The sequence below is a fragment of the Mesorhizobium sp. M1027 genome (assembly GCF_040318745.1).
In the GTDB taxonomy this organism is placed as follows: Bacteria; Pseudomonadota; Alphaproteobacteria; order Rhizobiales; family Rhizobiaceae; genus Mesorhizobium.
This window is the reverse complement of the sequence record NZ_JAMYMW010000001.1, coordinates 438,088-463,815: the sequence shown is the minus strand read 5'-3', so window position 1 is coordinate 463,815 and position 25,728 is coordinate 438,088. Positions and strand designations below refer to the sequence as shown.

Genomic DNA, 25,728 nt, shown 5'->3' with positions numbered 1-25,728 from the left:
ATACGTTCCGACTAAAGTTTGGGCTCAGCCTTTGCTGGCCTTTTCCTTCGGTACCGAAACGGTTTCGTCGGCACGGTGTTCGACGGTACGCTTGTCGTCGGCAGCGTCGTCGTCCGCCATGCCCTTCTTGAAGCTCTTGATGCCCTTGGCCATGTCGCCCATCAGCTCGGGGATCTTGCCGCGGCCGAAGACCAGCAGCACGATCACCAGAACGATCATCCAGTGCCAAATCGAAAATGAACCCATAGCAAATCTCTCTCGAACGGTTTCCCAGACGCTGATCTATGCGCTTTCGGGTTCGGATTCAAACAGAACTGCGACAGAGTTCATGAATGAGTGGCCGAAGTCACGCACTTTCGGCACAGCGGCCCGCTACCAATCGGCGCAGTTCCATCCTGCCTGTGGCTTTAAGATGGCGCTTGGCTCAATCTTCCGTGACGCGCGGCGTCAAAAGGCCGAGTTCCTCGAGGTCGATATCGGTCAGCGGATCCTCGTCGTCGGTGAGCGCATCGGGGTCGGCCGGCGGCAGCGGCACCGAGAAATTCGACGGCATACGGCCGGACAGCAGCCCCGCACCCTTCAATTCCTCCATGCCGGGGAGATCGCGTATCTCCTCCAGTGCGAAATGGTCGAGGAAAATATCGGTCGTGCCATAGGTGACGGGACGGCCGGGCGTGCGGCGCCGGCCGCGCATCCTCACCCATTCGGTCTCCATCAGCGTGTCGAGCGTCCCCTTTGACGTCTCGACGCCGCGGATGTCCTCGATCTCGGCGCGCGTTACCGGCTGGTGGTAGGCGATGATCGCCAGCACTTCGAGGGCAGCGCGGGACAGTTTGCGCTGCTGCACCGTGTCACGGCTCATCAGGAAGGCGAGGTCGCCGGCGGTGCGAAACGCCCACGCATCGCCGACGCGCACCAGATTGACGCCGCGCCGCGCATAGATCTGCTGCAGTTCGGCCATTGCCGCGGCAATGTTGATGCCGTCGGGCAGTCGCGAAGTGAGCTGTTTTTCGCTGACCGGCTCGGCGCTGGCGAATACGATCGCCTCGGCCATCCGTACGGCCTCCGCTATATGCAGCCGCTCGCCAGGATTCCGCGACAAATTTTGCCCCTGATTTTGTGCCGGATTCTCGGCGACCGCGCCTTGCTCGGCGTCGTCCTCGACCTTGAACGGAATGATCGAAGCGTTGGCGCGTTCGCTCATGATGTCACCTCGACTATCTTGATGGCCTGGGCGCGGCCGCGCAGATAAAGCGGCGCGAACACCTGGTCCTGCCGCATTTCCATCTTGCCTTCGCGCACCAGTTCCAGTGTCGCGGCAAACGAGCTGGCAACCGCGGTGCGCCGGTCTTCCGGGCCGGCCAGATATTCGACCAGGAAACTGTCGAGCGCCGTCCAGTCGCGCAGCGACCCGATCAGCCTGGTCAGCACGTCGCGCGCATCCTTGAGCGACCACACGCCGCGCCTGGCAATCGTCACATTGGTGATCGCCTGCTTCTGGCGCTGCTGGGCATAGGCGGTCAACAGGTCATAGAGCGAGGCCGAATAGGCATTGCGCCTCTCGACGATCACCATCTCCGGCATGCCGCGTGCAAACACGTCGCGTCCGAGCCGGTTGCGGTTGACCAGCCGTGCCGCCGCGTCGCGCATCGCCTCCAGCCGCTTCAGCCGGAACTGCAGCACCGCCGCCAGTTCCTCGCCGCTTTCGCCTTCGTCGCCGGGCTGCTTGGGGATCAGGAGCTTCGACTTGAGAAACGCCAGCCACGCTGCCATCACCAGATAGTCGGCGGCAAGCTCCAGCCTGAGCGCCCTCACCTTCTCGACGAATGCCAGATACTGTTCGGCCAGCGCCAGGATCGAGATGCGCGACAGGTCGACCTTCTGATTGCGGGCAAGATGCAGCAGAAGATCGAGCGGACCTTCGAAACCGGCCACATCGACGACCAACGCCGGATCGCCGGTCAGCCGGGAATCGTCGTTCTCGGCCCACAAGCGGTCCATCGGTGCGGCCTTGCCGGCCTTCAGGTCCAATGCTTCCGCCACTTAGCTTCCTTTGATGCTAGGCTACCGCGTCGAAATAACTGGCAAATTCGGCCCGAATCTCGGTCTCGTCCGCAACGTCACGGTTCCTGATATAGGTCAGCGCCCGCTCCGCGCGCTCAAACGACTTGCCTTCAAGGCCGGTCGTTCGCGATGCAATGCCGGCCATCTCCTCGAACACGCCGTTGCAGTGAAGGACCAGATCGCAGCCCGCCGCAAGGATAGCGGCCGCCTTTGACGGGAAATCCCCAGAAAGTGCCTTCATCGAAGTGTCGTCGCTCATCAACAGACCGTCGAAGCCGATTTCGCCGCGGATGATCTTTTCGATGACCTTGCCGGATGTGGTGGCCGGGTTCTTCGGGTCGATCGCGCTATAGACGACATGCGCCGTCATCGCCATCGGTAAATGGTTGAGCTCCCTGAATGGCGCAAAATCATGCCGCTGCAGGTCGCCGATCGAGGCATCGACGGTGGGCAGTTCGAAATGCGTATCGGCGAAGGCCCTTCCATGACCGGGAATATGCTTCATCACCGGCAGCACGCCGCCTGCCATCAGGCCTTCCGCCGCGGCGCGACCCAATTCGATGACGGCGCGCGGCTCCTTGCCATAGGCGCGCGCGCCGATGACGTCGCTGGCGCCCTCGATCGGCACATCGAGCACCGGCAGGCAATCCGCCGTGATGCCGTAGCGCAGCAGGTCGAAGGCATGCAGCCGCGCCATTAGCCATGCGGCACGGGTGCCGGCGTCATGGTCGTCGCGCCACAAGGCGCCGAGTGCACCGGCAGCCGGATAGTTCGGCGCCAGCGGCGGCCGCAGGCGCTGCACGCGGCCGCCCTCCTGGTCGATGAATACCGGCGCGTCCGCACGCCCGACGCAGTCGCGCATGGCGGCGACCAGATCGCGGATCTGCTCGGTCTCGCCGATATTGCGCGCAAACAGGATGAAGCCCCACGGGCATTCGTTGCGGTAGAATCGGATCTCGTCGCGGCTCAGTGATTTCCCGGCGCAGCCGAGGATCATGGATTTTGATTCGGTCATGCGGAACAGTTTAGAGCTTCGCGACGACAAAGGGAATCGCCCGCAATTGCCTCCAAAGGTTTCCGTTCACGCAAAAAAGCCGGCGCGGGCGCCGGCTTTTCGAGGGGCTTTGGTGCCGCTAGTGGGACACGAAGCAATTGCCGCCGGCGGCCTTGTAGCTGGTGCACAGTTTGATCGCCTCGTTGCGAGACTGCGCCGGAACGCGGACGCGGTAGAAGGTGCCCTTGCCGGCAATCTCGGCCTTGACGATGTTGGCGGTGCGGCCGGAAAGCACGCTGCCGTAGCGGCGCTGCAGATCCTGGTAAGTCGCCTGGGCGCTTTCGACTGTCGGCTGCGAAGCGATCTGTATCGACCACGAACCAGCGCCGGCAGCGGCCGGATCGATGGAAGCAACCTGATCGGGCTTGACCTCGCCGACCACGTCGACCGGCTGGTCGGACGGGCGCTGCGGCGCCACCGGAACCGTGGCCGGGGTGGTGGCCGACTGCTTGCTGGCTGACGCCTGGGCCTTGGCTTCAGCCTTTGTGTCGGGCTTGGGCGCCGGCTGCAGCTTGGAGGTTTCGGCCTGATCGCCGCTCGCCTGATCGCCACTCGGCTGGTCGCCAATCTTCGGGTCGCCAATCTTCGGGTCGCCAATCTTCGGGTCGCTTGTCATTTGGTCGATCAGGGGCACGGTGCCGGTCTGCGCGGCGGCGTCGGCCTGGGCGGCCGGAGCCACGTGCTGCGGCGCCGGATCGGCCGGCTCGGCAGCGGCCATCTGCGGGGCGGCTGGCGCCGGATCCTCGCGCGCCACCAGCGAGCCGTCAGGTTTCACGACCATGGTCCGTACCTTGCGCGGCGCAACGGCGACGGTCTCGGCACCCTTGTCGACCTCCTGCAGAACCTGCGCGATGCGATCCTCGGACTTGGGCGCCGGTGTGGCGGCGGTTTCGGTAGCGCCAGCCGCATTGGCGCCAAGTGCATTGGCGTCAGGCGCGTTGGCGCCAGACGCATTGCTATCGGACGCCACGGTACCGGGCGCGTCGATATCGTCTGCGGCATCGGGGTCATTGGGCGAAAGATCGACGACGCGGCTCTCCGGTTCGTTGGCCTTCAGGTCCACAGGCTCTTCGGTGTTGGTGACCAGCTTCTGCTGAACCGGCTCGGCGGGCTTGGCGCCCTTGGCCACAGCGTCATAAACCTTGTTGTCCTGGTTCGGCACGACAGTGCCGCCTGGATTTTCCGGCTTGATCTTGATCGGCCTGTTGTCGGCTTTGACGATGACCGGCGCATCGCCGCCGCTCTTGTCGCCGACGGTCAACGCAAAGGCGCCAAGGCCTCCGGCGATCGCAACGGCGCCGACCACCGCACCTATCAGCAGCCCGCGCCTGCGCGGCTGCCTTTCGGCCTCGCGTTCGGCGAGGCCGGGAACTGACATCTCCTCGTCCAGTTCGGGATCGTAGTCGAGCTCATCGAAGGTGAAATCGTCGGCTTGCGAAACCGGCTGGCCGCCGGGCAATGGGCCCAGATCGAAACCGTCCGCTGCATCTGCATAGGAAGCGGCTGCCGGGCTGACAGGGGCTTCCGCAGGCTTTGCGCCATAGGCGCGCGTCTCGCCGCGATCTTGCTTGTAGCCAGACGCGAAGCCGGCATCGTATTCATCGTCATAGCCAGCACTGCGCACCGGGGCCGGCGCTATATCCGTGGCATTCATTTCGGTGAGAAGGCTGGCAAAATCGGCATCGAGATCGTCGTAGGGGGGCGCCACCGGCTCGTCATCGTCGAAGTTGAGCTCCGGAATGTCGAGATCGTCCGCCAGCGCCACGACGCGCTCGGGCACGTCGACCGTCTCGACATCGGGCATCTCGTCATAGGCGGAAGGCTGTTGATGCGAGCTTGGCGCAGCTTCCATGTAGGCGGGCCGATCTTCATAGGATGACCTATCTTCACGGGATACCTGGCCTTCATAGGACGGCCTCTCTTCGACCGGTGCGGCCCGATAGGATGGCGTTGCAGCCGGTTGCGGTGGTGGTGCCGGACGCGCCGAAGCCACCGGCTGGCTTGCAAAAGCGGGTTGAGGCTGTGCGACCGGCGTCACGCGGCTCCACGAGCGGGCCGGCTCGGGCGGCGTGGCGCGTGTCGTCAGCCAGTTCAGCGCATCGAGCGGGTCTTCTTCGGCAGCAGCTGCCGCACTCTTGTCGGCCGAGTCATGGTCCAGGCCGATGTTCCTGGCGAAGTCGGCATCGAGCGCATCTTTGTCTAAATCACCCGCAGGTCCGGCAGCGGCTTCAACACCGAAATCCTCGCCTTCAAGCTCATCGAGGAGGACACTGCCAAGATCGGCGTCATCGGCGGCACTGGACTGCGGCGGCTCAGCGGGCTCGTGCTCGTCGAGTTCCCAATCCAGCTCGTCGACAACATGCACCGGGTCGTTGGCGGCATCTTTGACCGCCGCCATTGGCTGTTCGGCAGCCACTGCTGGCTTCTGAATTACCGGCGCGATGGGCTGCTGAACAGCCATCACGGGCTGCTGGGCAGGCTGCTGGCTTGTCTGAGGTTCGTTGACCGCTGGTGCCGGCCGTGTGCTCATCGCACCCAACAGCGCGTTCAGTTCGTCCTCCAGGCTGCGTTCCTCGGCCACTGGGGCCGTTGGGACGACAGCGGCGGCCTGGGCCGCGGGTTCGGCTGCAACGACCTGCGCTACGGGCTGTTCGGCGTGCTCGGCAGGCGCATCGTCGAAGCTCAGATCGAAATCGTCGTCGAGCGCCGCTTCAGCGGCCGTGCCGGAAAGCCGGGCGGCCTCTGGCTCTTCGATCGACAGCTCTTCGATAAACTCTGGTTCTTCGATTTCGGCAGGCTCGTTCGCACGAACGTCGAAGTCCATGTCGACATCAGCCATGGCATCATCGGCATGGCCGGCAAAATTCTCATCGGCCGCCTCAACCGGCGATACCGGGGCGGCGTTATCGGCCGGCTCCTGCTCGTCAAACATCCGCTCGTCTTCAAGCGAGCTTGCAACCGCATCGTCGAACTCGTCATCGAACGCAGGCGCGGCCGCTTGCGCCGCCGTTTCAGCGGCGACCGCCTGCTCCATCGGCTCATGCTCTTCGAGCATCAGCTCGTCTTCGAGTGAACTTGCCACGGCGTCGTCGAACTCGTTGTCGAAGGCGGGCTCGTCGACCGGCTCGATCGCCTCGGCTGCGGCCTTGGGTTCGTCCTCGCCCGTCACGTCGTCGTCGAGCCGAAATTCCTGGTCGAGCGAGGCGGCAGGGTCGTCGTCACTCGAAAGGTCGTCCTCGAACGGCGACACGTCTTCGAGCGAGCCGGCGACGGCATTATCGAACTCTTCGTCGAACTCCGGCTCGACAGCGGGAGCGAATGCCCTTTCGGGGCCGGAGGCAATTTCGTCGGCGGCAACAGGAGCGGCCGCAACAGCAGCACCATCATCCGCCGCACTGTCGCCGAACGCGAAATCCTGGTTGAACGAGGCGGCAAGCGCGTCCTCCATCTCATCCGTGGTAGCCGGTTCGGGTGCCGGCTCGCGAAGCTCGACAGGGAAAGCATTGTCGTTGGCGTCGGCGCCGAATTCGCCCATCAACTCCTTCTCGAGATCGATCTCGAAATCGCCCTCGTCCACCGACGGTTCGGCGGCAGCGGTTTTCGGCTGGGCCGGCGTTTGCGGTTTGACCGGCTGGCGCGGGTCGAACCCCATGATCCTGGTCAGTTCCGCGAACGGATCATCGTTGGCGATGTCGTTGTGGTCGGCTGCTCTCAGCTGGGTTCTGTCTGCCATTATTGTTCCCGAACTCGCACTCATTCGGACGCCATGGACGTCGCGTAGGGTTGGCCCTTACCAGCGCAATGTGGGCAAAAGGTGACAGGTTTTTTACTCAAACCTAACGCATTTCGGTGGGCGCATTGGCTCCGATCAGCGTCAGGCCGGACGTCAAAACGTCCGAAACAGCCTGCACCAGCCCTAGTCTGGCATGCGTCAATTGTCGGTCGTTAACCTTAACAAAACGTAAGTCGGGATTGTCGGTGCCTCGGTTCCAGTGTCCGTGGAAGCTGGAAGCGAGTTCGTAGAGGTAAAATGCCAGCCGGTGGGGCTCGAGCGCGAGCGCCGCGGCTTCGATCAGCCGAGGATATTCGGCGAGCTTCCTGATCAGGCCGATCTCGCCCTCGTCGGTCAGCAAAGCCACTTCGGCGGCCAGCTGGTTGCGGTCGAACATGGCCTCGCCCAACTGCTCGCTCGCCTGCCGGAACACCGAATGGCAGCGCGCCGAGGCATACTGCACGTAGAATACGGGATTATCCTTCGACTGCTCGGTCACTTTGGCGAAGTCGAAGTCGAGCGGCGCGTCGTTCTTGCGATAGAGCATCATGAAGCGGATCGGGTCGCGGCCGACCTCCTCGACCACTTCGCGCAAGGTCACGAACTCGCCCGACCGCTTCGACATGCGCACCGGCTCGCCGGCGCGAAACAGCCTCACCAGCTGGCAAAGCAGCACGGTAAGCTTGACCTCGTCGCCGGCAATCGCCCGGGCAAGCGCTTCCAGCCGTTTCACATAGCCGCCATGATCGGCGCCAAGCACATAGGTCAGATCGACGAAGCCGCGATCGACCTTGTCCTTGAGGTAAGCGACATCGGCGGCGAAATAGGTGAAGGTGCCGTCCGACTTGACCAGCGCCCGATCCATGTCGTCTCCGACTGCGGTCGAGCGAAACAGCGTCTGCTCGCGGTCCTCCCAGTCCTCCGGCTTCTCGCCCTTGGGCGGCGGCAGCTTGCCCTTATAGATGTGGCCCTTCAGCGTCAGGTCGTTGATCGCCGAGCGGATCTTCTTCGCATTGTTGGCATGCAGCGTCCGCTCGGAGAAGAAGACGTCGTGATGCACGTTGAGCAGCGCCAGATCCTCGCGGATCATCGTCATCATCGCATCGATCGTCCTGTCCTTGACGATGGCAAGCGCCTCCTCGTCCGGCATCTGCAGCAGGGAGCGGCCGAATTCGCTGGCCAGCGCTTGACCAACGGGGATCAGATAGTCGCCTGGATAAAGCCCGGCCGGAATGTCGCCGATCTCATCGCCAAGCGCCTCGCGGTAGCGCAGCATGACCGAGCGTCCGAGCACGTCGATCTGCGAACCGGCATCGTTGATGACATATTCTTTGGTCACGTCGTAACCGGCGAAGGCCATCAGATTGGCCAGCGCGTCGCCGACCACGGCACCCCGGCAATGGCCGACATGCATCGGCCCGGTCGGGTTGGCCGAGACATATTCGACATTGGTTTTCTTGCCGCCGCCGATCGTCGAGCGGCCGTAATTGCGGCCTTCGCCGAGCAGCGCCGTCAGATGCGCCTGCCAGAAGCCGTCCTTGAGCCTGAGATTGACGAAGCCCGGGCCGGCGATCTCGGCGGCCGCGATATCCTCGTCGGCGCGCAGCCCCTCGGCCAGCCTTTCTGCCAGCGCGCGCGGATTCTGGCCGGTCGGCTTGGCCAACACCATGGCAGCGTTGGTCGCGAGGTCGCCATGGCTGGCATCGCGCGGCGGCTCGACAGCGATGCGCGACAGGTCCGGCGACGCGCCATCCTTGTCTTTCAAATCAAGCGCTTCGACGGCCTTTATGATTCGCGCGTTGAAATCGGCGAAGATGTTCATTGCTGTGGCTCTGACGGTTTTGCAGGGATCCGGCTCGCTGGCCGGCAAAATCGAGCCCGCCCTAGCTCAAATCCGGCGTATGGTCAAACAAACGCCGGTGTTCCTTGAGCGCATAAGTGTCCGTCATGCCGGCCAGGAAATCGGCAACACTGCGCGCCTTGACGCGGTCCTCTGCCCGGTCGAGCCCTTCGCGCCAGCCATCCGGCATGGCGCGCGGATCGGCGAAATAGACGTCGAACAGGTCCCTGACGATCTGGTCGGCATCGGCGCGCACCCGCATGACGTCCGCGTGCCGGTAGAGATGCTTGTAAAGAAAGGCCTTCAGCTCCTTTTCCGATACGGCCGTTTCGGCGGAGAAGCTCACCATCGTCTCGCCGGCCGCCCTTACCGCTTCGGCGCTGTCGGGCTTGATGCGCGCCAGATTGGCCGTCGTCGAGACGATCACGTCCTCGACCATGATGGTGATCTGCCGGCGCATCAGCTCGTGGCCGGTGCGTACGTCATCGAGCGCCGGATAGCGCTGACGCACGCCCTTGAGGATCGACCCCGGCAGCGAGATGCCCTCCAGCATATCCAGCGTCAACAGCCCTGCCCTCAAGCCGTCATCGATGTCGTGGGTGTTGTAGGCGATGTCGTCGGCAATCGCCGCGCACTGCGCCTCGATACCGGCGAAGCGGTCGAGCTCGAGGTCGTGCAGTTCGGAATAGTCGCGGATTGCCTGCGGCACCGGCCCCTTCAGCCCTTTGCCCTTGGCATCGGTCAGTGGGCCATTGTGCTTGACCAGCCCCTCCAGCGTTTCCCAGGTGAGATTCAGCCCATCGAACTCGGCATAGCGCCGCTCCAGCCGCGTCACCACACGCAGCGACTGCGCATTGTGGTCGAATCCGCCCCAGGCGGCCATCTTCTCATTCAGCGCGTCCTCGCCGGTATGGCCGAAGGGCGTGTGGCCGAAGTCGTGCACCAGGGCCACCGCCTCGGCCAGGTCCTCGTCGCCGCGCAGTGCCCGCGCCAGAGCGCGGGCAATTTGCGCGACCTCGATCGAATGCGTCAGCCTCGTGCGGTAATGGTCGCCTTCGTGCGCGACGAACACTTGCGTCTTGTGCTTCAGCCGGCGGAACGCCGTCGAATGGATGATGCGGTCGCGGTCGCGCTGGAACGGCGTGCGCGTCGGGCTTTCCACCTCGTCGAACAACCGCCCGCGCGACTTTGCCGGGTCGCTGGCATAGGCCGCGCGCGGCCGATAGCCGAATCCGATGTCGCCCAACTCGTTGGTCATAGCGTATGCCGCAGTTGACTTGCCCCGTCGCGCTTCATACCTATCATACGAAACCGAATGCAAGGTGACGCCCATGGGCGCTGATGCCAAGACTGCCATGAAAGTCGAGATGACCGACGCCGCCGCCAGGCGGATCGCCAAGATTGTGGCGAGCGAAGCCGGTAAGACGGCGCTGCGCGTTTCGGTCGAGGGCGGCGGCTGTTCCGGCTTTTCCTACAAGTTCGATCTGGTCGACAGGCGCAATGACGACGACGTCGCCATCGAAAAGGACGGCGCCACCGTACTTATCGACGACCTGTCGCTGGTCTACATGGGCGGCTCGGTAATCGATTTCGTCGACGATCTGATGGGCCAGTCGTTCCAGATCAGAAACCCGAATGCGGTCGCCTCCTGCGGCTGCGGCACCAGCTTCTCGATCTAGAAATGCCTCACATCGGCGCGGTCCGTCAGGTCGCGCTTTCCGCCGGGCGCGACCTCGATGCGACGCTGGCGTTTTGGCGCGAAGTGCTCGGCATGAGCCTGCACGCGCGTTTCGACCCGCCGGGCATCGCCTTCATCCTGGCCGGTGACGTGCGCCTGCTTTTCACCGACGGCCTGCCGGCCGGCACCGTCTATCTCGATATATCGGGCCTCGACGAGTTCCACGCTTCGGCAAAGGCCGCCGGCATCCCCTTCACCGCGCCGCCAGCGCTCGTTCATCGCGACACCGAAGGCCTGTTCGGCCAAGCCGGGGAAAGCGAATGGATGGCCTTCCTAAAGGACCCGGCAGGCAATACGATCGGCCTTGTCGAACGTCATCCACCGGATCGCTAGTCTCCGGACCACCAGCCTATCGAGGCCGCCATGAAAATCGTCACCTGGAACATCAACGGCGTTCGCGCCCGCATCGGCAATTTGACCCATTGGCTGACGGAAAGCGCGCCCGACATCGCCTGCCTGCAGGAGATCAAGACGGTCGACGAGCAGTTTCCTCGCGCCGAGATCGAGGCGCTCGGCTACAATGTCGAGACTTACGGCCAAAAAGGCTTCAACGGCGTCGCCATCCTGTCGAAGCTGCGTTTCGATGAGGTCAATCGCGGCTTGCCGGGCGACGATGCCGACGAACAGGCGCGTTTCATCGAGGGCGTGTTCTCGACCGACAAGGGCGCCTTGCGCGTTGCCTCGATCTACCTGCCGAACGGCAACCCGATCGACGACGAGAAGAAGTTCTCCTACAAGCTTTCCTGGATGTCGCGACTTGAGCGCTGGGCCGAGGAGCGGCTTGCTCTGGAAGAGCCGCTGGTCCTGGCCGGCGACTACAATGTCATCCCCGAGCCAATCGACGCGAAATATCCGGAAAACTGGCTAAGCGATGCACTGTTCCAGCCCGCGACGCGGCAGGCGTTCCGGCGGCTGAAGAATCTCGGCTTCACCGAAGCCGTGCGTGCCGTCACCGACTCCGCGGACGTCTTTACGTTCTGGGACTATCAGGCCGGCGCCTGGCAGAAGAACAACGGCATCCGCATCGACCATTTGCTTCTGTCGCCCGAAGCAGCCAACTGGTTTTCCTCGGCTTCGATCGAGAAGCAGGTGCGCGCCTGGGAAAAACCCTCCGACCACGTGCCGGTGGCGATCGATCTGGCGCTGCGGCCGGCCTGACCGGACCTGCTGTCCGGCGGCACATTGATAAGTTGACCTCTTATCGCCACAAATCGCGCGCTTGATGCGAAATCATCATGGTGGCTGGGGTTCCCATGACTACTCGATTTGCACTCTGCCCGATTGGCTGCGCGCTTGCGATGGCGGTGGCGACGCCGGCTTTTGCCGATGCAGAGTGCCTTGCCAACGGCAAATCATTCCAGATCGGCCGGGTCGCCTGTCTGACGCCTGCCGGCCAAAGCTACCTCGCCCGTTGCGAGATGGTGCTCAACAACACGTCCTGGACAAAGCAGCGGGATGGATGCCCGGAGGACACGCCGGCCCCGCATTTGCAAGGCACGCCGATCTCAACGCCGGCGCCCAGCGGCATGCCGGCGGAACCGAACGAGAATTGATCTCAAAACGGAATTTCTGCCGGCCTACTGGTCGCCGCCACCCTTGGTGAGGATGTCGTCGGCCAGCGAGATCGCGGTGCGGCGGTCGGCTTCGCCGGCGGCGGCAAACGCTTCTTCCTGCATGCCGCGGATCCATGGCTGGTCGGCAGGTGAGGCCCGTTCGAGCGCCGCGGTCATCATCGCCAGCCCTCGCACGATCTTGCCGCTTTGGAAGAGCAGATTGCCGAGCGTCGCCTGCGCGCCCGCATGGCCCTTTTCGGCCGCCAGCTGGAACCAGCGTCCGGCCTGCTTGACGCTGGCCTTGACGCCGCCCTCACCCTTGAGGAACATCTGGCCCATCTCGAACTGGGCATTCGGATTGCGGTAGTTGGCGGCGGCACGCATGTAATATTCCTGGGCCGCCACCTCGTTCTCCTCGACGGGGCTGCCGGGAATGCCCTTCCTCAGATAGTCGCCAAGCGCCACCAGTGCGTCCGAAACATAGCTTTCCTCGGGCGAACCGGGCTCGACATCCTGGTCGACGATCTCCGAGAAGAACTTGAACGCCGCGTAGTCGTCTCGCGCCACCCCGTCGCCTTCGGCATACATGCGCGCAAGCTTCCAGGTGGCGCCGATCTGGCCGTTCTCCGCGGCATATTTATAGGCTTCCGCGGCCTGCTCCTTATGGCCGTTCTTGTAGGCGGAAAAGCCGAACTGGAACACCGCCCACGGGCTCGACTGCGGCTTCACGCCGGTCTTGTCGTCGAACACCTTGTCGTCGAAGGCCATGGCCTGGCCGACGGCGCCCAAGGTCGCGCCAAACGTGGCGAACGCAACCATTGCCGAAAGGACAGACGACCTCAACAACTCAGATGTCCGCATAGCAGTGTGTTTCTTTGGCACCGCCGGGATGGGTGACCGCGCCGTCGCGGGCAGATCCGACCGTCTGTGCGTATTTCCAGATCGCGCCCGATTGATAGTCGGTCGTGCGCGCCTTCCATGCCTTTGCCCTCGCCGCCAGTTCGGCTTTGGACAATGCAACCTCGATCGTGCCGTTCACCGCATCGATCGAGATCAAGTCGCCATCCCTAAGCAGCCCGATCGGGCCGCCCACTGCCGCTTCCGGCCCGACATGGCCGATGCAGAAACCGCGCGTTGCGCCCGAAAAACGCCCGTCGGTGATGAGCGCCACCTTGCCGCCCATGCCCTGGCCGTAGAGAGCCGCCGTTGTCGACAGCATTTCGCGCATGCCCGGGCCGCCGCGCGGACCCTCGTAGCGGATGACGAGAACCTCGCCTTCCCTATAGTTGCGATGCGTAACCGCTTCGAAACATTCCTCTTCCGAATCGAAGCAGCGCGCCGGACCCGAGAATTTCAGCTCCGTCATGCCGGCGACCTTCACGATCGCGCCTTCGGGGGCAAGGTTACCCTTCAAGCCCACGACCCCGCCGGTCTGGGTAATCGGCCTGTTGGCGGGACGGACCACATCCTGGCTGTCATTCCAGGAAACATGTTCCATATTTTCGGCCAAAGTGCGGCCAGTCACCGTCAGGCAATCGCCATGAAGGTAGCCATGGTCGAGCAGCGTCTTCATCAAGAGCGGAATGCCGCCGGCCTCGAACATGTCCTTGGCGACGTACTTGCCGCCCGGCTTGAGGTCGGCGATGTAGGGTGTCTTCTCAAATATCCTGGCCACGTCGAAAAGATCGAACTTTATCCCGGCCTCGTGCGCGATCGCCGGCAGATGCAGCGCCGCGTTGGTCGAGCCGCCGGTGGCCGACACCACGGTCGCGGCATTTTCCAACGCTTCCATGGTAACGATGTCGCGCGGGCGGATGTTCCTTGCGATCAGCTCCATGATCTTTTCGCCGGAAGCGAAATTGAAGCGGTCACGCATCTCGTAGGGTGCAGGCGCGCCGCAGGAATAGGGCAGCGCCAGGCCGATGGCCTCAGCGACGGTGGCCATGGTGTTGGCGGTGAACTGGGCGCCGCAGGAGCCGGCCGAAGGACAGGCGGCTTGCTCGATCTCGAGCAGCTCGGCGTCGCTGATGGTGCCGACCGAGTGCTGGCCCACCGCCTCGAACACGTCCTGCACGGTGATCTGCCGGCCACGGTAGCTGCCGGGCAGGATCGAGCCGCCATAGATGAAGATCGACGGTACGTTGAGGCGCACCATGGCCATCATCATGCCGGGCAGCGACTTGTCGCAACCGGCCAATCCAACCAGCGCATCGTAGCAATGGCCGCGCATGGTGAGTTCGACCGAGTCGGCGATGACCTCGCGCGACACCAGCGACGACTTCATGCCCTGATGGCCCATGGCGATGCCGTCGGTGACGGTGATGGTGCAGAATTCGCGTGGCGTGCCGTTGGCCGCCGCCACGCCCTTTTTGACCACTTGCGCCTGGCGCATCAGCGAGATGTTGCAGGGTGCGGCTTCGTTCCAGCAGCTGGCGACACCGACCAGCGGCTGCGCGATCTCGGCCGCCGACAGCCCCATAGCATAGAGGTAGGAGCGATGCGGCGCCCGCTCGGGACCAACGGTCACGTGGCGGCTCGGCAGCTTGGCCTTGGAGATCGCTCTGGTGTCCATACTCGTCCTTGCCGCGGGCGGTGCGGCCTGCCTCTTCGCCTAGCCTTTTGGCGCGTGTCCCGAGACAAATTCGAGGTGCGCCGCGTTTATGGCGGGAAATGGGCAATGTTCCCAGGCGGCCGGGTGGCGCGAGGGTTGTTCAGAAACTGTTGCCAAAACGTCACAATTACAGGAGCGAACATCTTGGGGGCAATTGTTGCGCCGCCGAATGCCGGACGAGCGCCGAACGAACCGACCGGGCAGTGCCCGGCCGTTTTGTCGTTTAAAAATCCGTAGTTAGAACTTGATCTTGACGGACGCCGAACCGGCGAGAAGCAGGTCGTTGTCGTAGCTATAGGTGACCGCATTTGCCTCGTCGCCGACACCGCTGAAAGTCGATGACCCGCTCGTCAGCACACCGATCGAGCCGCCGAGCCTGACCTCGACCTGATCGTTCGGCGAATAGGAGACGCCGCTGGCCACGGCCCAGGTATCCGACTGATAGCCGGAGGTCGTCGAGGTGCCGCGATCCCAGGTCAGCGAAACCACGCCCGACAATTGATCGGTGAACTTGTGACCGATACCACCGGTAACCGTCCAGCCGTCGCGATAAAGCAGATCGAATGAAACGGGCGAGGGAGCACCGGTCACCGGACTGCGCACGCCATTGATGGCAATAACGCCAAGCTTGCTCCACTCCTGCCAGCGGACGGAACCAAAGGCCAGCCAGCCAGGAGCTATGCCGCTCTGCAGCTTGAATTCCAGAGCTTGAGGTATCTCAGCCGACGCCGAGACTGGGTACACGCCGGTAGAGCCGGGAATCAGATCCGCTGGAAAGGCGCCCCTGAAGCCGGTCGTGTCGACGGTTCCCGACAGCCCGTCATATTTGTAGCTCGAAGAGTACATCAGGCTGGCGCGCAGAGCGATCTCGGGCATCTCATAGGCTGCGCCCGCACGCCAACCCCATGCCTCGTCGGATAGCTTGAAGACGCCGAGGCCGGTATTGCCGAAGGCGAGCAGTGTCTGACGGGAAAGAAACGCGTCTACCTGCTGGTAGGAGACACCGCCGATGAATCGTATGGCGCCCTTGCCGACGTTCACCTTATAGGAGCAGGTGAGACCGAAATCGTCTGTGTCGACGGCGTATTTGACCGCTGTCGGCGAATAGGCGTTGTTCATGCCGAAATTTGCATCCGCACCATACGGTCTCGTATAGGTGGCAAGACAGTCTACGGGCTCAAAGATGTTGGCCTTGATGCCGACATGCGGCACCGCATAGTCGCCACCAACGTCCACCGCCGATGTCGACAAACCCGAGCCATCGAGACGCTGCACATTTTTGAGTTTGCGCTGTGGCGAAACATAGGTGACGCCCGCATCGAACGAATATGGCGCCGCGTCGAACAGCTGGTCGATGTTGACGCCGCCCCGGTCAAAGCCCCCGGCTTGCACCGTCCCGGCAAAAGCCAGCGAAAAAGCCCCCGCGCCCAGCAGCACTTTCAGACGCGAACAACACATGAATCTCCTCCCCGAAATGTCCTTGCATCAAGCTAGAACCAATTCAGGTTAACGGCGCAACAACGAATTCGCCGTGCGTACACGTATACCTTGGCGGAACGCATTTCCGACAAGGTGTCGGCCTTCTTACCGAGGCAGGAAAATGGCCGCCTCAATACAAATCGACGAGAAAACTTGGTAAAACCGCCTAAATCACCATGGAACAGGGAATTTTGCCTGCACGGCCGGCCATTGTTACATTATGGCAACAATGGGGCAAAAACATTCAGTTTGCCTCAAGATTTACGCTGCGGAATGCCTGTTTTCGTGACAGGCGGCGCAGCTGGAAAGCAGATTCGTGAACGGCGAATCTATTGCGGCCAGCCGGCCCAGTTTGTTCGATCAGCCCGCATCGCGCACCCGCGCCAATGCGACCGAAAGCTTCTCTTGCGCCTCGCGATATTCGGCGAGTTTTTCACGCTCGGCCTCCACTACCTCTTCCGGCGCGTTGGCGACGAATTTCTCGTTGGACAGCTTCTTGTAGAGCCGCGCTATTTCCTCGGTCACCTTGGCAAGCTCCTTGTGCAGGCGCGCTGCCTCGGCGGCAAGGTCGATCAGGCTGCCGAGCGGCAGGCAGATCGTCGCCTCGTTGACGACGATCTGGGCGGATCCCCTGGGTGGCGCCTCCGCTAGCGAGATGTCGCCGACCCGCGCCAGACGCTTGATGGCCGAGCCCTGACGCTCGAGCCTTTCGCGTGTCGTTTCGTTGGCGCCGATCACCACGAGCGGTGCGATCGCCGCCGGCGGCACGTTCATCTCCGAACGCACCGAGCGGATGCCGGAGACGAGATCGACCAGCCAGTTAATATCGGCGGCGGCCGCCTCGTCCTCGAAGTCGGGCGACGGCCAAGCCGCATGACAAAGCAGCGACGGCCGTTGCCTGCCCTCGCCGGCGGTTTCGGCCCACAGTTCCTCGGTCATGAACGGCATCATCGGATGCAGCAGCTTATAGATCTCGTCCAGCACGAAGGCGACGCATGCCCTGCTCTCGGCCTTGGCGGCCTCGTCGGTGCCCATGAACACCGGCTTCAGCAGTTCCAGGTACCAGTCGCAGAACTGGTTCCAGACGAACCGGTAGGCGGCACCCGCCGCCTCGTTGAAGCGGTATGAGGTGATACCGTCCGTTATGTCCCGCGCGGCTCGCGTCAGCTCCGTCAGGATCCAGCGGTTGACCGCCAGCTTGGCGTCCTGCAGCCAGAAATCGTCGTCGCGCGCCACTTCGTTCATCTCGGCGAAGCGCGTCGCGTTCCACAGCTTGGTACCGAAATTGCGATAACCTGCAATGCGGGCCGGATCGAGCTTAACGTCGCGCCCTTGCGCTGCCATCACCGTCAAGGTGAAGCGCAGCGCATCGGCGCCGTATTCGTCGATGAGTTCGAGCGGATCGATGACGTTGCCTTTCGACTTCGACATCTTCTGCCCGTTCTTGTCGCGAACCAGCGCATGGACATAGACGGTATGAAACGGCTCCTGATCCATGAAATGCAGGCCCATCATCATCATGCGGGCGACCCAGAAGAAGATGATGTCGAAACCGGTCACCAGCACGTCGGTCGGGTAATAGGTCTTCAGCTCCGGCGTCTGGTCCGGCCAGCCAAGCGTCGAGAACGGCCACAGCGCCGACGAGAACCATGTATCGAGCACGTCCTCGTCGCGGGTCAGGATCTCGCCAGGCTGGAAATTCTCGAGCTTGTCCTCGACCCAGGCCTTCCACGGCCCTTCCAGCGCCAGATAATATTCGACGGCGGCACCGAGTGCCTCTTCCTCGGTCTTTTCGACAAAGACATGCCCGTCCGGCCCATACCAGGCAGGGATCTGGTGGCCCCACCAGAGCTGGCGCGAAATGCACCAGGGCTGGATGTTCTCCATCCAGTCGAAATAGGTCTTTTCCCAGTTTTTGGGCACGAAATTGGTACGGCTCTCGCGCACCGAGGCGATCGCCGGCTTGGCCAGTTCCGCCGCATTGACATACCATTGGTCGGTCAGAAACGGCTCGATCGGCACGCCGCCGCGGTCGCCGTGCGGCACCGTGTGGCGATGCGGCTCGACCTTCTCGAGAAAGCCGCCCGCCTCCATCAACTCGACGATCTTCTTGCGCGCATCGAAACGGTCCAGGCCGTCGAGGCTGTCCCATACGGCCTGGTGCTCCGGCGTCACTTCCAGCCCGGCGAGAAAGTCCTCATTGTCCTTGAGGCTCACCGCCGCATTGACGGCGAGGATGTTGACCGCCGGCAGCCGGTGGCGCTTGCCGACCTCGAAATCGTTGAAGTCATGCGCCGGCGTGATCTTGACCGCACCGCTGCCTTTTTCAGGATCGGAATACTCGTCCGCGACCACCGGGATCCTGCGGCCGACGATCGGCAGGATGAGTTTCTTGCCGACAAGATGCCGGAAACGCTCGTCGTCGGGGTGGACTGCGACAGCCGTATCGCCCAGCATCGTCTCCGGCCGGGTCGTCGCAACGGTGATGAAGGTCTTCGGATTTTCCGGATCGAAGGTCATGCCTTCGACCGGATAGCGGAAGTGCCAGAGGTTGCCGTTGACTTCCTGCTGCTCGACCTCGAGATCCGAGATGGCGGTCAACAGCTTCGGGTCCCAGTTCACAAGGCGCTTGTCCTTGTAGATCAGCCCTTCCTTGTAGAGCGTCACGAACACTTCGAGCACGGCCTTGGACAGGCCCTCGTCCATGGTGAAGCGCTCCCGGCTCCAGTCGGCCGAGGCCCCGAGCCGCTTCAGCTGGTTGAGGATGGCGCCGCCGGATTCTGCCTTCCACTCCCACACCTTGTCGATGAACTCATCGCGCGTCAGGTCGCGGCGGTGGATCTGCTTTTCCATCAGCTGGCGCTCGACCACCATCTGCGTGGCGATGCCGGCATGATCCATCCCCGGCTGCCACAGCACGTTCTTGCCGCGCATGCGCTCGAAGCGCACCAGAATGTCCTGCAGCGTGTTGTTGAGCGCGTGGCCCATATGCAGCGAGCCGGTGACGTTCGGCGGCGGGATGACGATCGTGAAGGCTTCAGCCCCCTCCTCGGCCCCGGCGCCGGCCCGAAACGCGTCGGCCTCTTCCCAGATCCTGGCAATCTTCGGCTCGACGGCTTTGGCGTCGTAGGTCTTTTCGAGCATGGGAAAACGGTCCGCGCTGTCCGGAATCTGTGGTCCGGTGTAAATCGGAAGGTTGTTGCCAAGTCAACCGCAACGGCGGCATGGCCAATAGATAGCGCCGGGATGGTTCGGTGCAACTCGCGCAACTGAATGTTGCAAGGCAATCGCTTCAGGTTTGCGCCGCCCTCATTGCCCTGCCGGGCATTTCTCCTCGTATGGTGACGGGGAGAAAGACGCCTGTACCGAAGCTTTCGCCAATCACAAACGTTGCGGAAAAGGCGCCCCAGGTTGCGGCCAATCCCTTCTCCCGCTCACTATGCGGGGAGAAGGTGCCGGCAAGGCGGATGAGGGGCAGCGCCGACTTCGACAATTCGCCGGTCGAGCCGCCTATCGGCGGCGTTTCCTCCGAACTGCTATTGTGCGCCGCGCGCGACGCGCTCGATTTCCTCGCGCACCAGCCGCTCGACCAGCGTCGGCAGGTTGTTGTCCAGCCAGTCCTGCAGCATGGGCCGCAGCATCTCTTCAGCCATCTCGTCGAAGGTCTTCTTGCTGCGGCTGGCAAACGCGTCGGAAAGCTCGCCGAAGGCGGCGGCAACCTGCCGGCCCGTATGCTCCGAAAGGATCGCCGGACGTGCGGGCGGCGGCTCGCTCGCCGCCGGACGCGCCAATCCGACTTTCGAAGATTCCGGGCCGATTTTCGAAGATTCCAGGCCGATTGTCGAAGATTCCGGGCCAAGTTTCGAAGGTTGCGGGCCGCTTTCCGAAAGCTCCGGCCCAATTTCCGAAGGCTCCGGCGCAGGTCCAGCAGTCGCCTCGTTCTCGAAAACCTCGGCTTTCGGCTCGGCGTCCGGCGTGGGTGGCTCGGCGCGCACCGGCTTGGCCATCGCGTCGCCGACCGCGGCGATCTCGCGCCGCCAATCGGCAATGATGGTGTCGGTCGTCTCGGCAGCCTTGGCCATTGCAGGCCGTTCCGGCTTTGCGGGCGGTACGGGAGCGGCGTTCACCTCAGCCAGCGTCACCGGTGCTTTTACCGGGCCGGGGCGGAGCGGCGTTTCCAGGCGCTCAATAACCGGTGCGGCCGTTGGCTGCACCTCGGCCCGCGTGGCCGGCTTGGCGATCTCCAGTCCGCCGCGCAGTTCGGAGCGGAACGCATCCGCCTCTGCTGTGCGTCCGGCTGCCGGTGCCGGTTGCAGATCCTGGCGCAGCTCGTCCGCTTCGCCCGGCTGCTTGCGGCCGGTATCGCTGTCCTCGATGATCCTTCTGATGGAAGCCAGTATCTCTTCCATGGAAGGTTCGCGCTGTACGCTGCTCGCCGTCGCCATCGTCACATCCGCCGCCCTTGTGACTCGTTCTCAGATTTCCTGTCCGGCAATGCCGGATTCGAATCATGGCAACAGCGTAACCGACGGAACGCCTTGCGAGAATCCCCAATCTGGCGACATCTCGGATTTCAACAGATTAGGGTCGGGAGTTGGAGCCCGCGCGTCGTTCGAGCGCGGGCTGAAAGCACGGCCTGGCGATCAGCGGCCGTCCGGCGTGCGCAGGCCGATCCACTTGTCCTTGACGGCGTCGTAATGCTCTTCCGGCCTGTACTTCGTCACGTTGAGAGCAAGGCGGTCTGCCGACAAATGGCCAACCGCCGAGAGGATGGCATAGCTTGCCACCACCACATCGCGTTCGGCGCTGACAAGATTGATCTTGGCGGTGATGAGGGTCGCCTGCGCGTTGAGCACGTCGAGCGTGGTGCGCTGGCCGACATTGCGCTCCTCGATGACGCCGTTCAGGGCAAGCTGTGCGGCTGCGACCACCTGCCGATTGGCCGTGACGCTTTGCTGCGCGGCGGTGTATTGCGACCATGCGGAGGTCACAGCCTGGCGCACGGTGTCGCGGCTGACATCGACCTCGATACGGGCCTGGCTAAGTGATTCCTTTGATTGGCGAACCAGTGCCGAAGTGCGGCCGCCGGAATATATCGGTATCGTCAGTGTCGCGCCGATGTTCGCCGAATTGGTTACGCCATCCTGTGTCGAGGAGAGCGAGCCCGGCGCGGTGCCGCGAATGGCACTCGAAACACCCGCCGACGCCGAGAGCTGCGGCAGCAGCGCGCCTTCGGCAGACTTCACCGAAAACGCCGCCGCGTCGACCAGATGCGCGGTGGCGAGGATGGCCGGATGCTCGGCCGATGCGATCGCGATCGCCGCATCGAGGCTCGACGGCAACAGCTTCGACACCGGCGCAGCCGGCCTGAGCTTGCCCGGCTCGTCGCCGACGACCTGGCGATAGGTCGCAGCACTTGCCAGCGCCGTGGCGCGGGCGGCACTCAACTGCGCCACCGCGGAGGCGCGCTGGGCGTCGGCTTGCGCGACGTCGGTGCGCGTACCTTCGCCGACCTCGAAGCGCGAACGCGCCGCACGCGCCTGCTCGGTCAGGAATTGCAGGTTCTGTTCGGTCAGCACGGCGACCTGACGGTCGCGGATAACGTCCATATAGGCACTTGCCGCGTTGAAGAGAGTGTTTTCTTCGGCGTTGCGCAGGCTTTCGAACGAAGCGCGGACCCGCGATTCGGCGGCCGCCACATTGTTCCTGGTCTGAAAACCGTCAAACAGCGTCTGATCGATCTCGACGCCGAAGTTGCCGGTGGTTATCGAGATGTTTCGGTGCAACCGGTTGCTGTGGCTGGCGGTATAATCAATACTTCCGGAACCGGTGATGGTCGGGCGGTAGCCGGACTTGGCAATAGCAACGCCCTCGTCGGTGACGCGGGCGCCGGCGCGCGAAGAATTAAGCGAGGAATTGTTCTGGTAGGCTTTTGACAGCGCCCCGAGAATGGTTTCGGCCGAGGCGGCCAATGGAGAAAGCGCGGTCGCCGAAACGAGGACGGCGGTAAAAAGCAACTTGCGTACAGACGGCACGTTATATTCCCTCATTCGTTTTGCACGGGAACTGCGCCACGCTGGCTTCTCCTTCTGATCAGCCGGCGCCGCGTTTTTTATCGTTCCCCCGCTGAAAGCCCCAGAAACGCCCGGTTATGCAGATCAGCAACGATTGTTCAAACGCAAGCGATCATGACAACGCCTTCGCTGCAAGGCAAAATCACTCAGAATTCGAAGGCGGGAATGCGTTCGAATCCCGGTAGTGGCTTAATTGCCGCATTAAATGCGCGTCTTCCCGTTACAACCCCCCCAGTCTTAAAAAAAAGCCGGGCTACGCCCGAATTGCCCTGCCCTTCCACGGCGACGAGTCGGCCGCCTTCGGCAAGCTGGTCGAACAGCGCCGCCGGCACCTCGCCGACGCTGCCACCGATCAGGATGACGTCGTAAGGCCCATTGGCGGCATGGCCTTGCGGCAGCGGTCCCTGGACCACGGTGACATTGCCGCACCCCAGCGCCGCAAGCGTCGAAGTGGCGGTCTCGGCCAGCGCCGGATCGCTTTCCAGCGCCACCACGGACCTTGCCAGCCGCGACAGGATCGCCGCCGCATAGCCGGTGCCGCAGCCGACATCGAGTGCCGAATCGCTTGGGCCGATATCGGCCAGCTGCATCAGCTTGGCCAATGGCGACGGTTCCATCAGATAGCGCGGACCATCGGCCGTATCGGCGATGCGGATGTCCTCGTCGATATAGGCAAGGTCACGCTGGCCCGGGGCAACAAAGGCCTCGCGCGGCACGACAAGCATAGCCTCGAGCAGCGGTGCGCTGGTCACGTCGGTGGTGCGGATCTGGCCGTCGACCATCTTCACCCGGCGTTCGGCAAAATCAGCGCTCATGTTCCAACCATCCGCTTGCCGCGCAAAGGCCGCGGCTGTTTCGACCGGAACTGAAGCCCCCTGGCGCTGACGCGCGGGAGCTCGGGCATTGGAGGCCTCGCCCGGAATCGAACCGGGGTGCAAGGATTTGCAGTCCTCTGCGTAACCACTCCGCCACGAGGCCTCATTGCTCCCGGCGTTCCACCCGGCTCCAATAGGTTGCGGCGAAAATGCCGTCAAGCGGCCACCATGCATTCCCAACGGTTCTTCCTACATCGAGGCACTGCTTATCAATGCAATGCCATGCTAGCAATAACATATTAGCTTATCGTTAAGGATGATCCTCGGCGACAGGAACCCGAAACCGGCGGCCACGTTGGGCAGAAAGGAGGGTTCCGCCATGGGTCGAGCAGCTACGAAAGACGGCACACCGCGCGGATTGTCGCAGTCTGCAGAGCTTGTGCGCTATGCCATCGATCGCCTCAGCATAGAAGGCGCAAACAGCCTGCCGCCGCGCGACCGGGCGCGGCTGGCATCGGCTACCGCCGTTCTCAAGGAGCTCTGCGAACGCCTGGAAAGCTGTTTCGACCAGCCTCGGTGATGACCACGCCGCTCTCAAACAATTGCCCTGTTTCCCGCCTGTCAGCAGGGCAACCTCAATCCGGCCGGCGGCGTCGCTCCCACCAGACGACGAAGCGGCGCCGGTGACGGCGCACCAACGCGAATTCGTAGGAGAGCACCAGCAATCCGATCGGCACCATCCAGAAACCCAGGATCGGCAGGAAGCCGAGAATGCCGCCGATGATCAGCACGACGCCGATCGCAATCCGGAGGCCGCGCGAGCGCGGCATGGTGAACTGGCGGCCGAAGACCGAGATTTTCCGGGCCGGTGGCTGGTCGTCGCTCATTGCCGTCATGTGAAATATCGATCCGTTTGCTTCAGTAGCACCATCACCCGGAGAAAGCCGCAACGGCCTTTTCCGTTCCGTGACAGGCGAGAGACAGCTCATATGAGAGCGCTTGCCGGCCACTGCCAGGAAGCCTCGCGCCAAAAAGCGTCGAAAAAATGCGAAATGCTTCTTTGCAAAGCCGAAACGGGTTTGCTATAGGCTGCCCCACTCACGCAAGAGCCTCTGTTCCCCGGTAGCTCAGTGGTAGAGCAACCGGCTGTTAACCGGTTGGTCGCTGGTTCGAATCCGGCCCGGGGAGCCACTATCACCAGAAAAGGCTTGAAACCCAAGGATTGCAAGGGTTTCCGCTTCCCCAGAGATACACCGCGCGATACACTGCGGGGTACCCTGAGCATGAAGATTGATGTGAAGCACATACAGAAACGTGGCAAGGCAGGCTGGCGCTACAGGCGCAAAATTCCTGAGGAACTTCGGGCCATTCTCGGCAAACGGGAACACCTCGTGCCGCTTGGCGCCACCGAACAAGAAGCCCTTAAGAAGTATCCGAAGGTTCACGCCGACGCCGAGAAACTCTTAGCCGATGCGGTCAAGCGCGCCAGAGGACCGGCCCCGACAGAGTGGGGTCATTTCCGCGACGGTATAGCTGCTGCCCGCAAGATGGGCTTCCGCCAAGACCGCGACTTCCCGTTTGCCGACGAGATCGAGCATGACACGGACTGGCAGGCCAGATTGAAGGCTGTCGAGAAGATTGCCGGCAAGTACGTTCCAGATTTCGACAGTGTCGAGTACGACGACGACGACCTCCCCCTCCCCGATTTCCTCCCGACCGAGGCAGACACCGCATTGGCGCGCGGGCTGATGCTGAACCCTTCGGGTACGCCAGCCCCGACCCTTGAGGATGCCAAGAGGCTCTATCTTAAGGAACGCGTTGGGGACGACGAGACGAAGCAGATGGAGCTTGAGCGGGTCTTCAAGCTCGTCGTGGAGGCACTTGGCAAGGACCGCAAGCTGGCAAGCGTCAAGCGCGAGGACGCCAAGGAAGTTCGCGATCACATGCTCGATGGGCGCAAAGCGTCTTCTGTAGACCGCTACTTGAACGTGGTCCGTGCGGTCATCAACCACGCCATAAGGGAATTTGACTTAGCCGGCGCCACCAACCCCTTTATGAACTTGGAGGCTGCGCCGAAGGACAGGGCAGAGCCCGACAAGGACAAGCGTCGGCCATTCACCCTGGACGAGGTTGCAGCCATAACCGCCCGCATTGCCTACCATGCCAAGACGGACCTTCGACACATTTGGACAATTCTAAATGGAACCGGGTGCCGCCTCGCTGAGGTCTCAGGCCTTCGTGTCGCGGACGTGTGCCTTGACCACGCCATTCCGCACATCACGGTCGAGTGGCATGACGACCGCCGGATCAAGAATAAAGTGTCACGTCGCAACGTCCCTCTGATAGGAGACGCTCTTGAGGCCGCAAAGGAAGCCGTCAAAGCCGCCGGCAAAGCCACAATGCTGTTCCCTGCCTATGGTCGACCCCGTGGTCCCGCGTCAGCCTCCGCTGCCCTCGGCAAGCATGTCCGCGCCTGCGTGTCTGACCCTAAGGCCACCACCCATTCCCTTCGCCACCTGATGAAAGACCGGCTGCGACTGGCCGGCGTCACCAAGTCAGACCAAGACATAGTCCTTGGGCACTCCTCGGGCAGCGTTGGGGAGGACTATGGGGGCGACGAGGCGCGGCTTGAGGTCGCCAGACGGGCGCTTGGGAAGGCAATGGCCTGACGTAGTAACGCCGGACGGGGCCAACTTGTTGCTCGAAGCAAAGAAGCGCTCCTGCCTGG

At 62.9% G+C, this 25,728-nt stretch carries 21 protein-coding genes and 2 tRNA genes; 7 read left to right on the top strand and 16 right to left on the bottom strand.

The genetic code is table 11. The features are described 5' to 3' along the window. Nucleotides 1-24 precede the first annotated feature (24 nt). The 7 genes from NKH50_RS02195 to NKH50_RS02165 form a co-directional block, all read right to left on the bottom strand. Entirely contained in the window at nucleotides 25-246 is a 222-nt protein-coding gene (locus tag NKH50_RS02195) for a twin-arginine translocase TatA/TatE family subunit (RefSeq protein WP_352505846.1), read from the bottom strand. A gap of 178 nt (nucleotides 247-424) precedes the next feature. Then, a complete protein-coding gene (gene scpB, locus NKH50_RS02190) occupies nucleotides 425-1,204 on the bottom strand; it encodes an SMC-Scp complex subunit ScpB (RefSeq protein WP_352689947.1) in 780 nt (259 codons plus the stop codon). After that, a complete protein-coding gene (locus NKH50_RS02185) occupies nucleotides 1,201-2,001 on the bottom strand; it encodes a segregation and condensation protein A (RefSeq protein WP_352689972.1) in 801 nt (266 codons plus the stop codon). Before NKH50_RS02185 ends, scpB begins: the two co-directional genes overlap by 4 nt. Nucleotides 2,002-2,059: 58 nt before the next feature. Further along, nucleotides 2,060-3,079: a beta-N-acetylhexosaminidase gene (gene nagZ / locus NKH50_RS02180; protein ID WP_352505845.1), complete on the bottom strand. Its 1,020-nt coding sequence runs from the start codon at nucleotides 3,077-3,079 to the stop codon at nucleotides 2,060-2,062. 118 nt (nucleotides 3,080-3,197) lie between these two features. Continuing rightward, complete coding sequence (locus NKH50_RS02175; RefSeq protein WP_352876410.1) at nucleotides 3,198-6,851, bottom strand: SPOR domain-containing protein; 3,654 nt, start codon at nucleotides 6,849-6,851, stop codon at nucleotides 3,198-3,200. A 103-nt stretch (nucleotides 6,852-6,954) separates the two neighbouring features. Then, nucleotides 6,955-8,712 (bottom strand): arginine--tRNA ligase, encoded by a 1,758-nt coding sequence (gene argS, locus NKH50_RS02170; RefSeq protein ID WP_352876408.1) that lies wholly within the window; start codon nucleotides 8,710-8,712, stop codon nucleotides 6,955-6,957. Nucleotides 8,713-8,773: 61 nt separating this feature from the next. After that, nucleotides 8,774-9,988: a deoxyguanosinetriphosphate triphosphohydrolase gene (locus tag NKH50_RS02165; protein ID WP_352876406.1), complete on the bottom strand. Its 1,215-nt coding sequence runs from the start codon at nucleotides 9,986-9,988 to the stop codon at nucleotides 8,774-8,776. A 73-nt stretch (nucleotides 9,989-10,061) separates the two neighbouring features. Between NKH50_RS02165 and erpA the strand changes: the two genes are divergently transcribed. The 4 genes from erpA (at nucleotide 10,062) to NKH50_RS02145 (ending at nucleotide 12,021) form a co-directional block, all read left to right on the top strand. Further along, on the top strand, nucleotides 10,062-10,409 hold the full coding sequence (gene erpA / locus NKH50_RS02160; protein ID WP_254818314.1) for an iron-sulfur cluster insertion protein ErpA: 348 nt from the start codon (nucleotides 10,062-10,064) through the stop codon (nucleotides 10,407-10,409). Between the two features lie 2 nt (nucleotides 10,410-10,411). Then, complete coding sequence (locus tag NKH50_RS02155) at nucleotides 10,412-10,801, top strand: VOC family protein (protein ID WP_352479794.1); 390 nt, start codon at nucleotides 10,412-10,414, stop codon at nucleotides 10,799-10,801. A 30-nt stretch (nucleotides 10,802-10,831) separates the two neighbouring features. Next, nucleotides 10,832-11,626, top strand: a complete 795-nt coding sequence (gene xth / locus NKH50_RS02150) for an exodeoxyribonuclease III (protein ID WP_352751310.1) — start codon at nucleotides 10,832-10,834, stop codon at nucleotides 11,624-11,626. A 77-nt stretch (nucleotides 11,627-11,703) separates the two neighbouring features. Next, nucleotides 11,704-12,021 (top strand): hypothetical protein, encoded by a 318-nt coding sequence (locus NKH50_RS02145; RefSeq protein ID WP_254818311.1) that lies wholly within the window; start codon nucleotides 11,704-11,706, stop codon nucleotides 12,019-12,021. Between the two features lie 24 nt (nucleotides 12,022-12,045). On the opposite strand, the gene NKH50_RS02140 is transcribed toward NKH50_RS02145, so the two are convergent. The 8 genes from NKH50_RS02140 to NKH50_RS02105 all read right to left on the bottom strand — a co-directional run bounded on the left by NKH50_RS02140 (nucleotide 12,046) and on the right by NKH50_RS02105 (nucleotide 23,163). Continuing rightward, complete coding sequence (locus NKH50_RS02140; protein WP_352876403.1) at nucleotides 12,046-12,882, bottom strand: tetratricopeptide repeat protein; 837 nt, start codon at nucleotides 12,880-12,882, stop codon at nucleotides 12,046-12,048. Continuing rightward, the gene (gene ilvD, locus NKH50_RS02135) at nucleotides 12,869-14,593 is read right to left on the bottom strand and encodes a dihydroxy-acid dehydratase (protein WP_352505837.1); all 1,725 of its coding nucleotides are present in this window, start codon (nucleotides 14,591-14,593) and stop codon (nucleotides 12,869-12,871) included. Before ilvD ends, NKH50_RS02140 begins: the two co-directional genes overlap by 14 nt. Before the next feature lie 276 nt (nucleotides 14,594-14,869). Continuing rightward, nucleotides 14,870-16,090, bottom strand: coding sequence for an OmpP1/FadL family transporter (locus tag NKH50_RS02130; RefSeq protein WP_352737152.1), 1,221 nt, complete (start codon nucleotides 16,088-16,090; stop codon nucleotides 14,870-14,872). 381 nt (nucleotides 16,091-16,471) lie between these two features. Further along, nucleotides 16,472-19,255 (bottom strand): valine--tRNA ligase, encoded by a 2,784-nt coding sequence (locus NKH50_RS02125; RefSeq protein ID WP_352876400.1) that lies wholly within the window; start codon nucleotides 19,253-19,255, stop codon nucleotides 16,472-16,474. Between the two features lie 392 nt (nucleotides 19,256-19,647). Beyond that, nucleotides 19,648-20,556 (bottom strand): DUF2497 domain-containing protein, encoded by a 909-nt coding sequence (locus NKH50_RS02120; RefSeq protein ID WP_352876398.1) that lies wholly within the window; start codon nucleotides 20,554-20,556, stop codon nucleotides 19,648-19,650. A gap of 198 nt (nucleotides 20,557-20,754) precedes the next feature. Continuing rightward, nucleotides 20,755-22,146 (bottom strand): TolC family outer membrane protein, encoded by a 1,392-nt coding sequence (locus tag NKH50_RS02115; protein WP_352505833.1) that lies wholly within the window; start codon nucleotides 22,144-22,146, stop codon nucleotides 20,755-20,757. A gap of 185 nt (nucleotides 22,147-22,331) precedes the next feature. Next, nucleotides 22,332-23,000, bottom strand: coding sequence for a protein-L-isoaspartate O-methyltransferase family protein (locus NKH50_RS02110; protein WP_352646741.1), 669 nt, complete (start codon nucleotides 22,998-23,000; stop codon nucleotides 22,332-22,334). 89 nt (nucleotides 23,001-23,089) lie between these two features. Next, nucleotides 23,090-23,163: transfer RNA gene (locus tag NKH50_RS02105), tRNA-Cys, on the bottom strand. A gap of 216 nt (nucleotides 23,164-23,379) precedes the next feature. Here NKH50_RS02105 and NKH50_RS02100 point away from each other — a divergent pair. Beyond that, a complete protein-coding gene (locus NKH50_RS02100; RefSeq protein WP_352505831.1) occupies nucleotides 23,380-23,580 on the top strand; it encodes a hypothetical protein in 201 nt (66 codons plus the stop codon). A gap of 55 nt (nucleotides 23,581-23,635) precedes the next feature. Here NKH50_RS02100 and NKH50_RS02095 read toward each other — a convergent pair whose 3' ends face one another. Beyond that, nucleotides 23,636-23,896, bottom strand: a complete 261-nt coding sequence (locus tag NKH50_RS02095) for a hypothetical protein (RefSeq protein ID WP_254818304.1) — start codon at nucleotides 23,894-23,896, stop codon at nucleotides 23,636-23,638. Between the two features lie 220 nt (nucleotides 23,897-24,116). Here NKH50_RS02095 and NKH50_RS02090 point away from each other — a divergent pair. Together NKH50_RS02090 and NKH50_RS02085 are read left to right on the top strand one after the other, a co-directional pair. Continuing rightward, nucleotides 24,117-24,191, top strand: a tRNA-Asn gene (locus NKH50_RS02090). A 92-nt stretch (nucleotides 24,192-24,283) separates the two neighbouring features. Beyond that, nucleotides 24,284-25,669, top strand: a complete 1,386-nt coding sequence (locus NKH50_RS02085) for a tyrosine-type recombinase/integrase (RefSeq protein WP_352777455.1) — start codon at nucleotides 24,284-24,286, stop codon at nucleotides 25,667-25,669. The last annotated feature ends 59 nt before the right edge of the window (nucleotides 25,670-25,728 follow it).

What these genes read in the sequence shown, in the direction of transcription:
- NKH50_RS02195 (WP_352505846.1), bottom strand. Translation starts at nt 246, where the DNA reads ATGGGTTCATTTTCGATTTGGCACTGGATGATCGTTCTGGTGATCGTG.
- scpB (WP_352689947.1), bottom strand. Translation starts at nt 1,204, where the DNA reads ATGAGCGAACGCGCCAACGCTTCGATCATTCCGTTCAAGGTCGAGGAC.
- NKH50_RS02185 (WP_352689972.1), bottom strand. Translation starts at nt 2,001, where the DNA reads ATGGACCGCTTGTGGGCCGAGAACGACGATTCCCGGCTGACCGGCGAT.
- nagZ (WP_352505845.1), bottom strand. Translation starts at nt 3,079, where the DNA reads ATGACCGAATCAAAATCCATGATCCTCGGCTGCGCCGGGAAATCACTG.
- NKH50_RS02175 (WP_352876410.1), bottom strand. Translation starts at nt 6,851, where the DNA reads ATGGCAGACAGAACCCAGCTGAGAGCAGCCGACCACAACGACATCGCC.
- argS (WP_352876408.1), bottom strand. Translation starts at nt 8,712, where the DNA reads ATGAACATCTTCGCCGATTTCAACGCGCGAATCATAAAGGCCGTCGAA.
- NKH50_RS02165 (WP_352876406.1), bottom strand. Translation starts at nt 9,988, where the DNA reads ATGACCAACGAGTTGGGCGACATCGGATTCGGCTATCGGCCGCGCGCG.
- erpA (WP_254818314.1), top strand. Translation starts at nt 10,062, where the DNA reads ATGGGCGCTGATGCCAAGACTGCCATGAAAGTCGAGATGACCGACGCC.
- NKH50_RS02155 (WP_352479794.1), top strand. Translation starts at nt 10,412, where the DNA reads ATGCCTCACATCGGCGCGGTCCGTCAGGTCGCGCTTTCCGCCGGGCGC.
- xth (WP_352751310.1), top strand. Translation starts at nt 10,832, where the DNA reads ATGAAAATCGTCACCTGGAACATCAACGGCGTTCGCGCCCGCATCGGC.
- NKH50_RS02145 (WP_254818311.1), top strand. Translation starts at nt 11,704, where the DNA reads ATGGTGGCTGGGGTTCCCATGACTACTCGATTTGCACTCTGCCCGATT.
- NKH50_RS02140 (WP_352876403.1), bottom strand. Translation starts at nt 12,882, where the DNA reads ATGCGGACATCTGAGTTGTTGAGGTCGTCTGTCCTTTCGGCAATGGTT.
- ilvD (WP_352505837.1), bottom strand. Translation starts at nt 14,593, where the DNA reads ATGGACACCAGAGCGATCTCCAAGGCCAAGCTGCCGAGCCGCCACGTG.
- NKH50_RS02130 (WP_352737152.1), bottom strand. Translation starts at nt 16,090, where the DNA reads ATGTGTTGTTCGCGTCTGAAAGTGCTGCTGGGCGCGGGGGCTTTTTCG.
- NKH50_RS02125 (WP_352876400.1), bottom strand. Translation starts at nt 19,255, where the DNA reads ATGCTCGAAAAGACCTACGACGCCAAAGCCGTCGAGCCGAAGATTGCC.
- NKH50_RS02120 (WP_352876398.1), bottom strand. Translation starts at nt 20,556, where the DNA reads ATGGCGACGGCGAGCAGCGTACAGCGCGAACCTTCCATGGAAGAGATA.
- NKH50_RS02110 (WP_352646741.1), bottom strand. Translation starts at nt 23,000, where the DNA reads ATGAGCGCTGATTTTGCCGAACGCCGGGTGAAGATGGTCGACGGCCAG.
- NKH50_RS02100 (WP_352505831.1), top strand. Translation starts at nt 23,380, where the DNA reads ATGGGTCGAGCAGCTACGAAAGACGGCACACCGCGCGGATTGTCGCAG.
- NKH50_RS02095 (WP_254818304.1), bottom strand. Translation starts at nt 23,896, where the DNA reads ATGACGGCAATGAGCGACGACCAGCCACCGGCCCGGAAAATCTCGGTC.
- NKH50_RS02085 (WP_352777455.1), top strand. Translation starts at nt 24,284, where the DNA reads ATGAAGATTGATGTGAAGCACATACAGAAACGTGGCAAGGCAGGCTGG.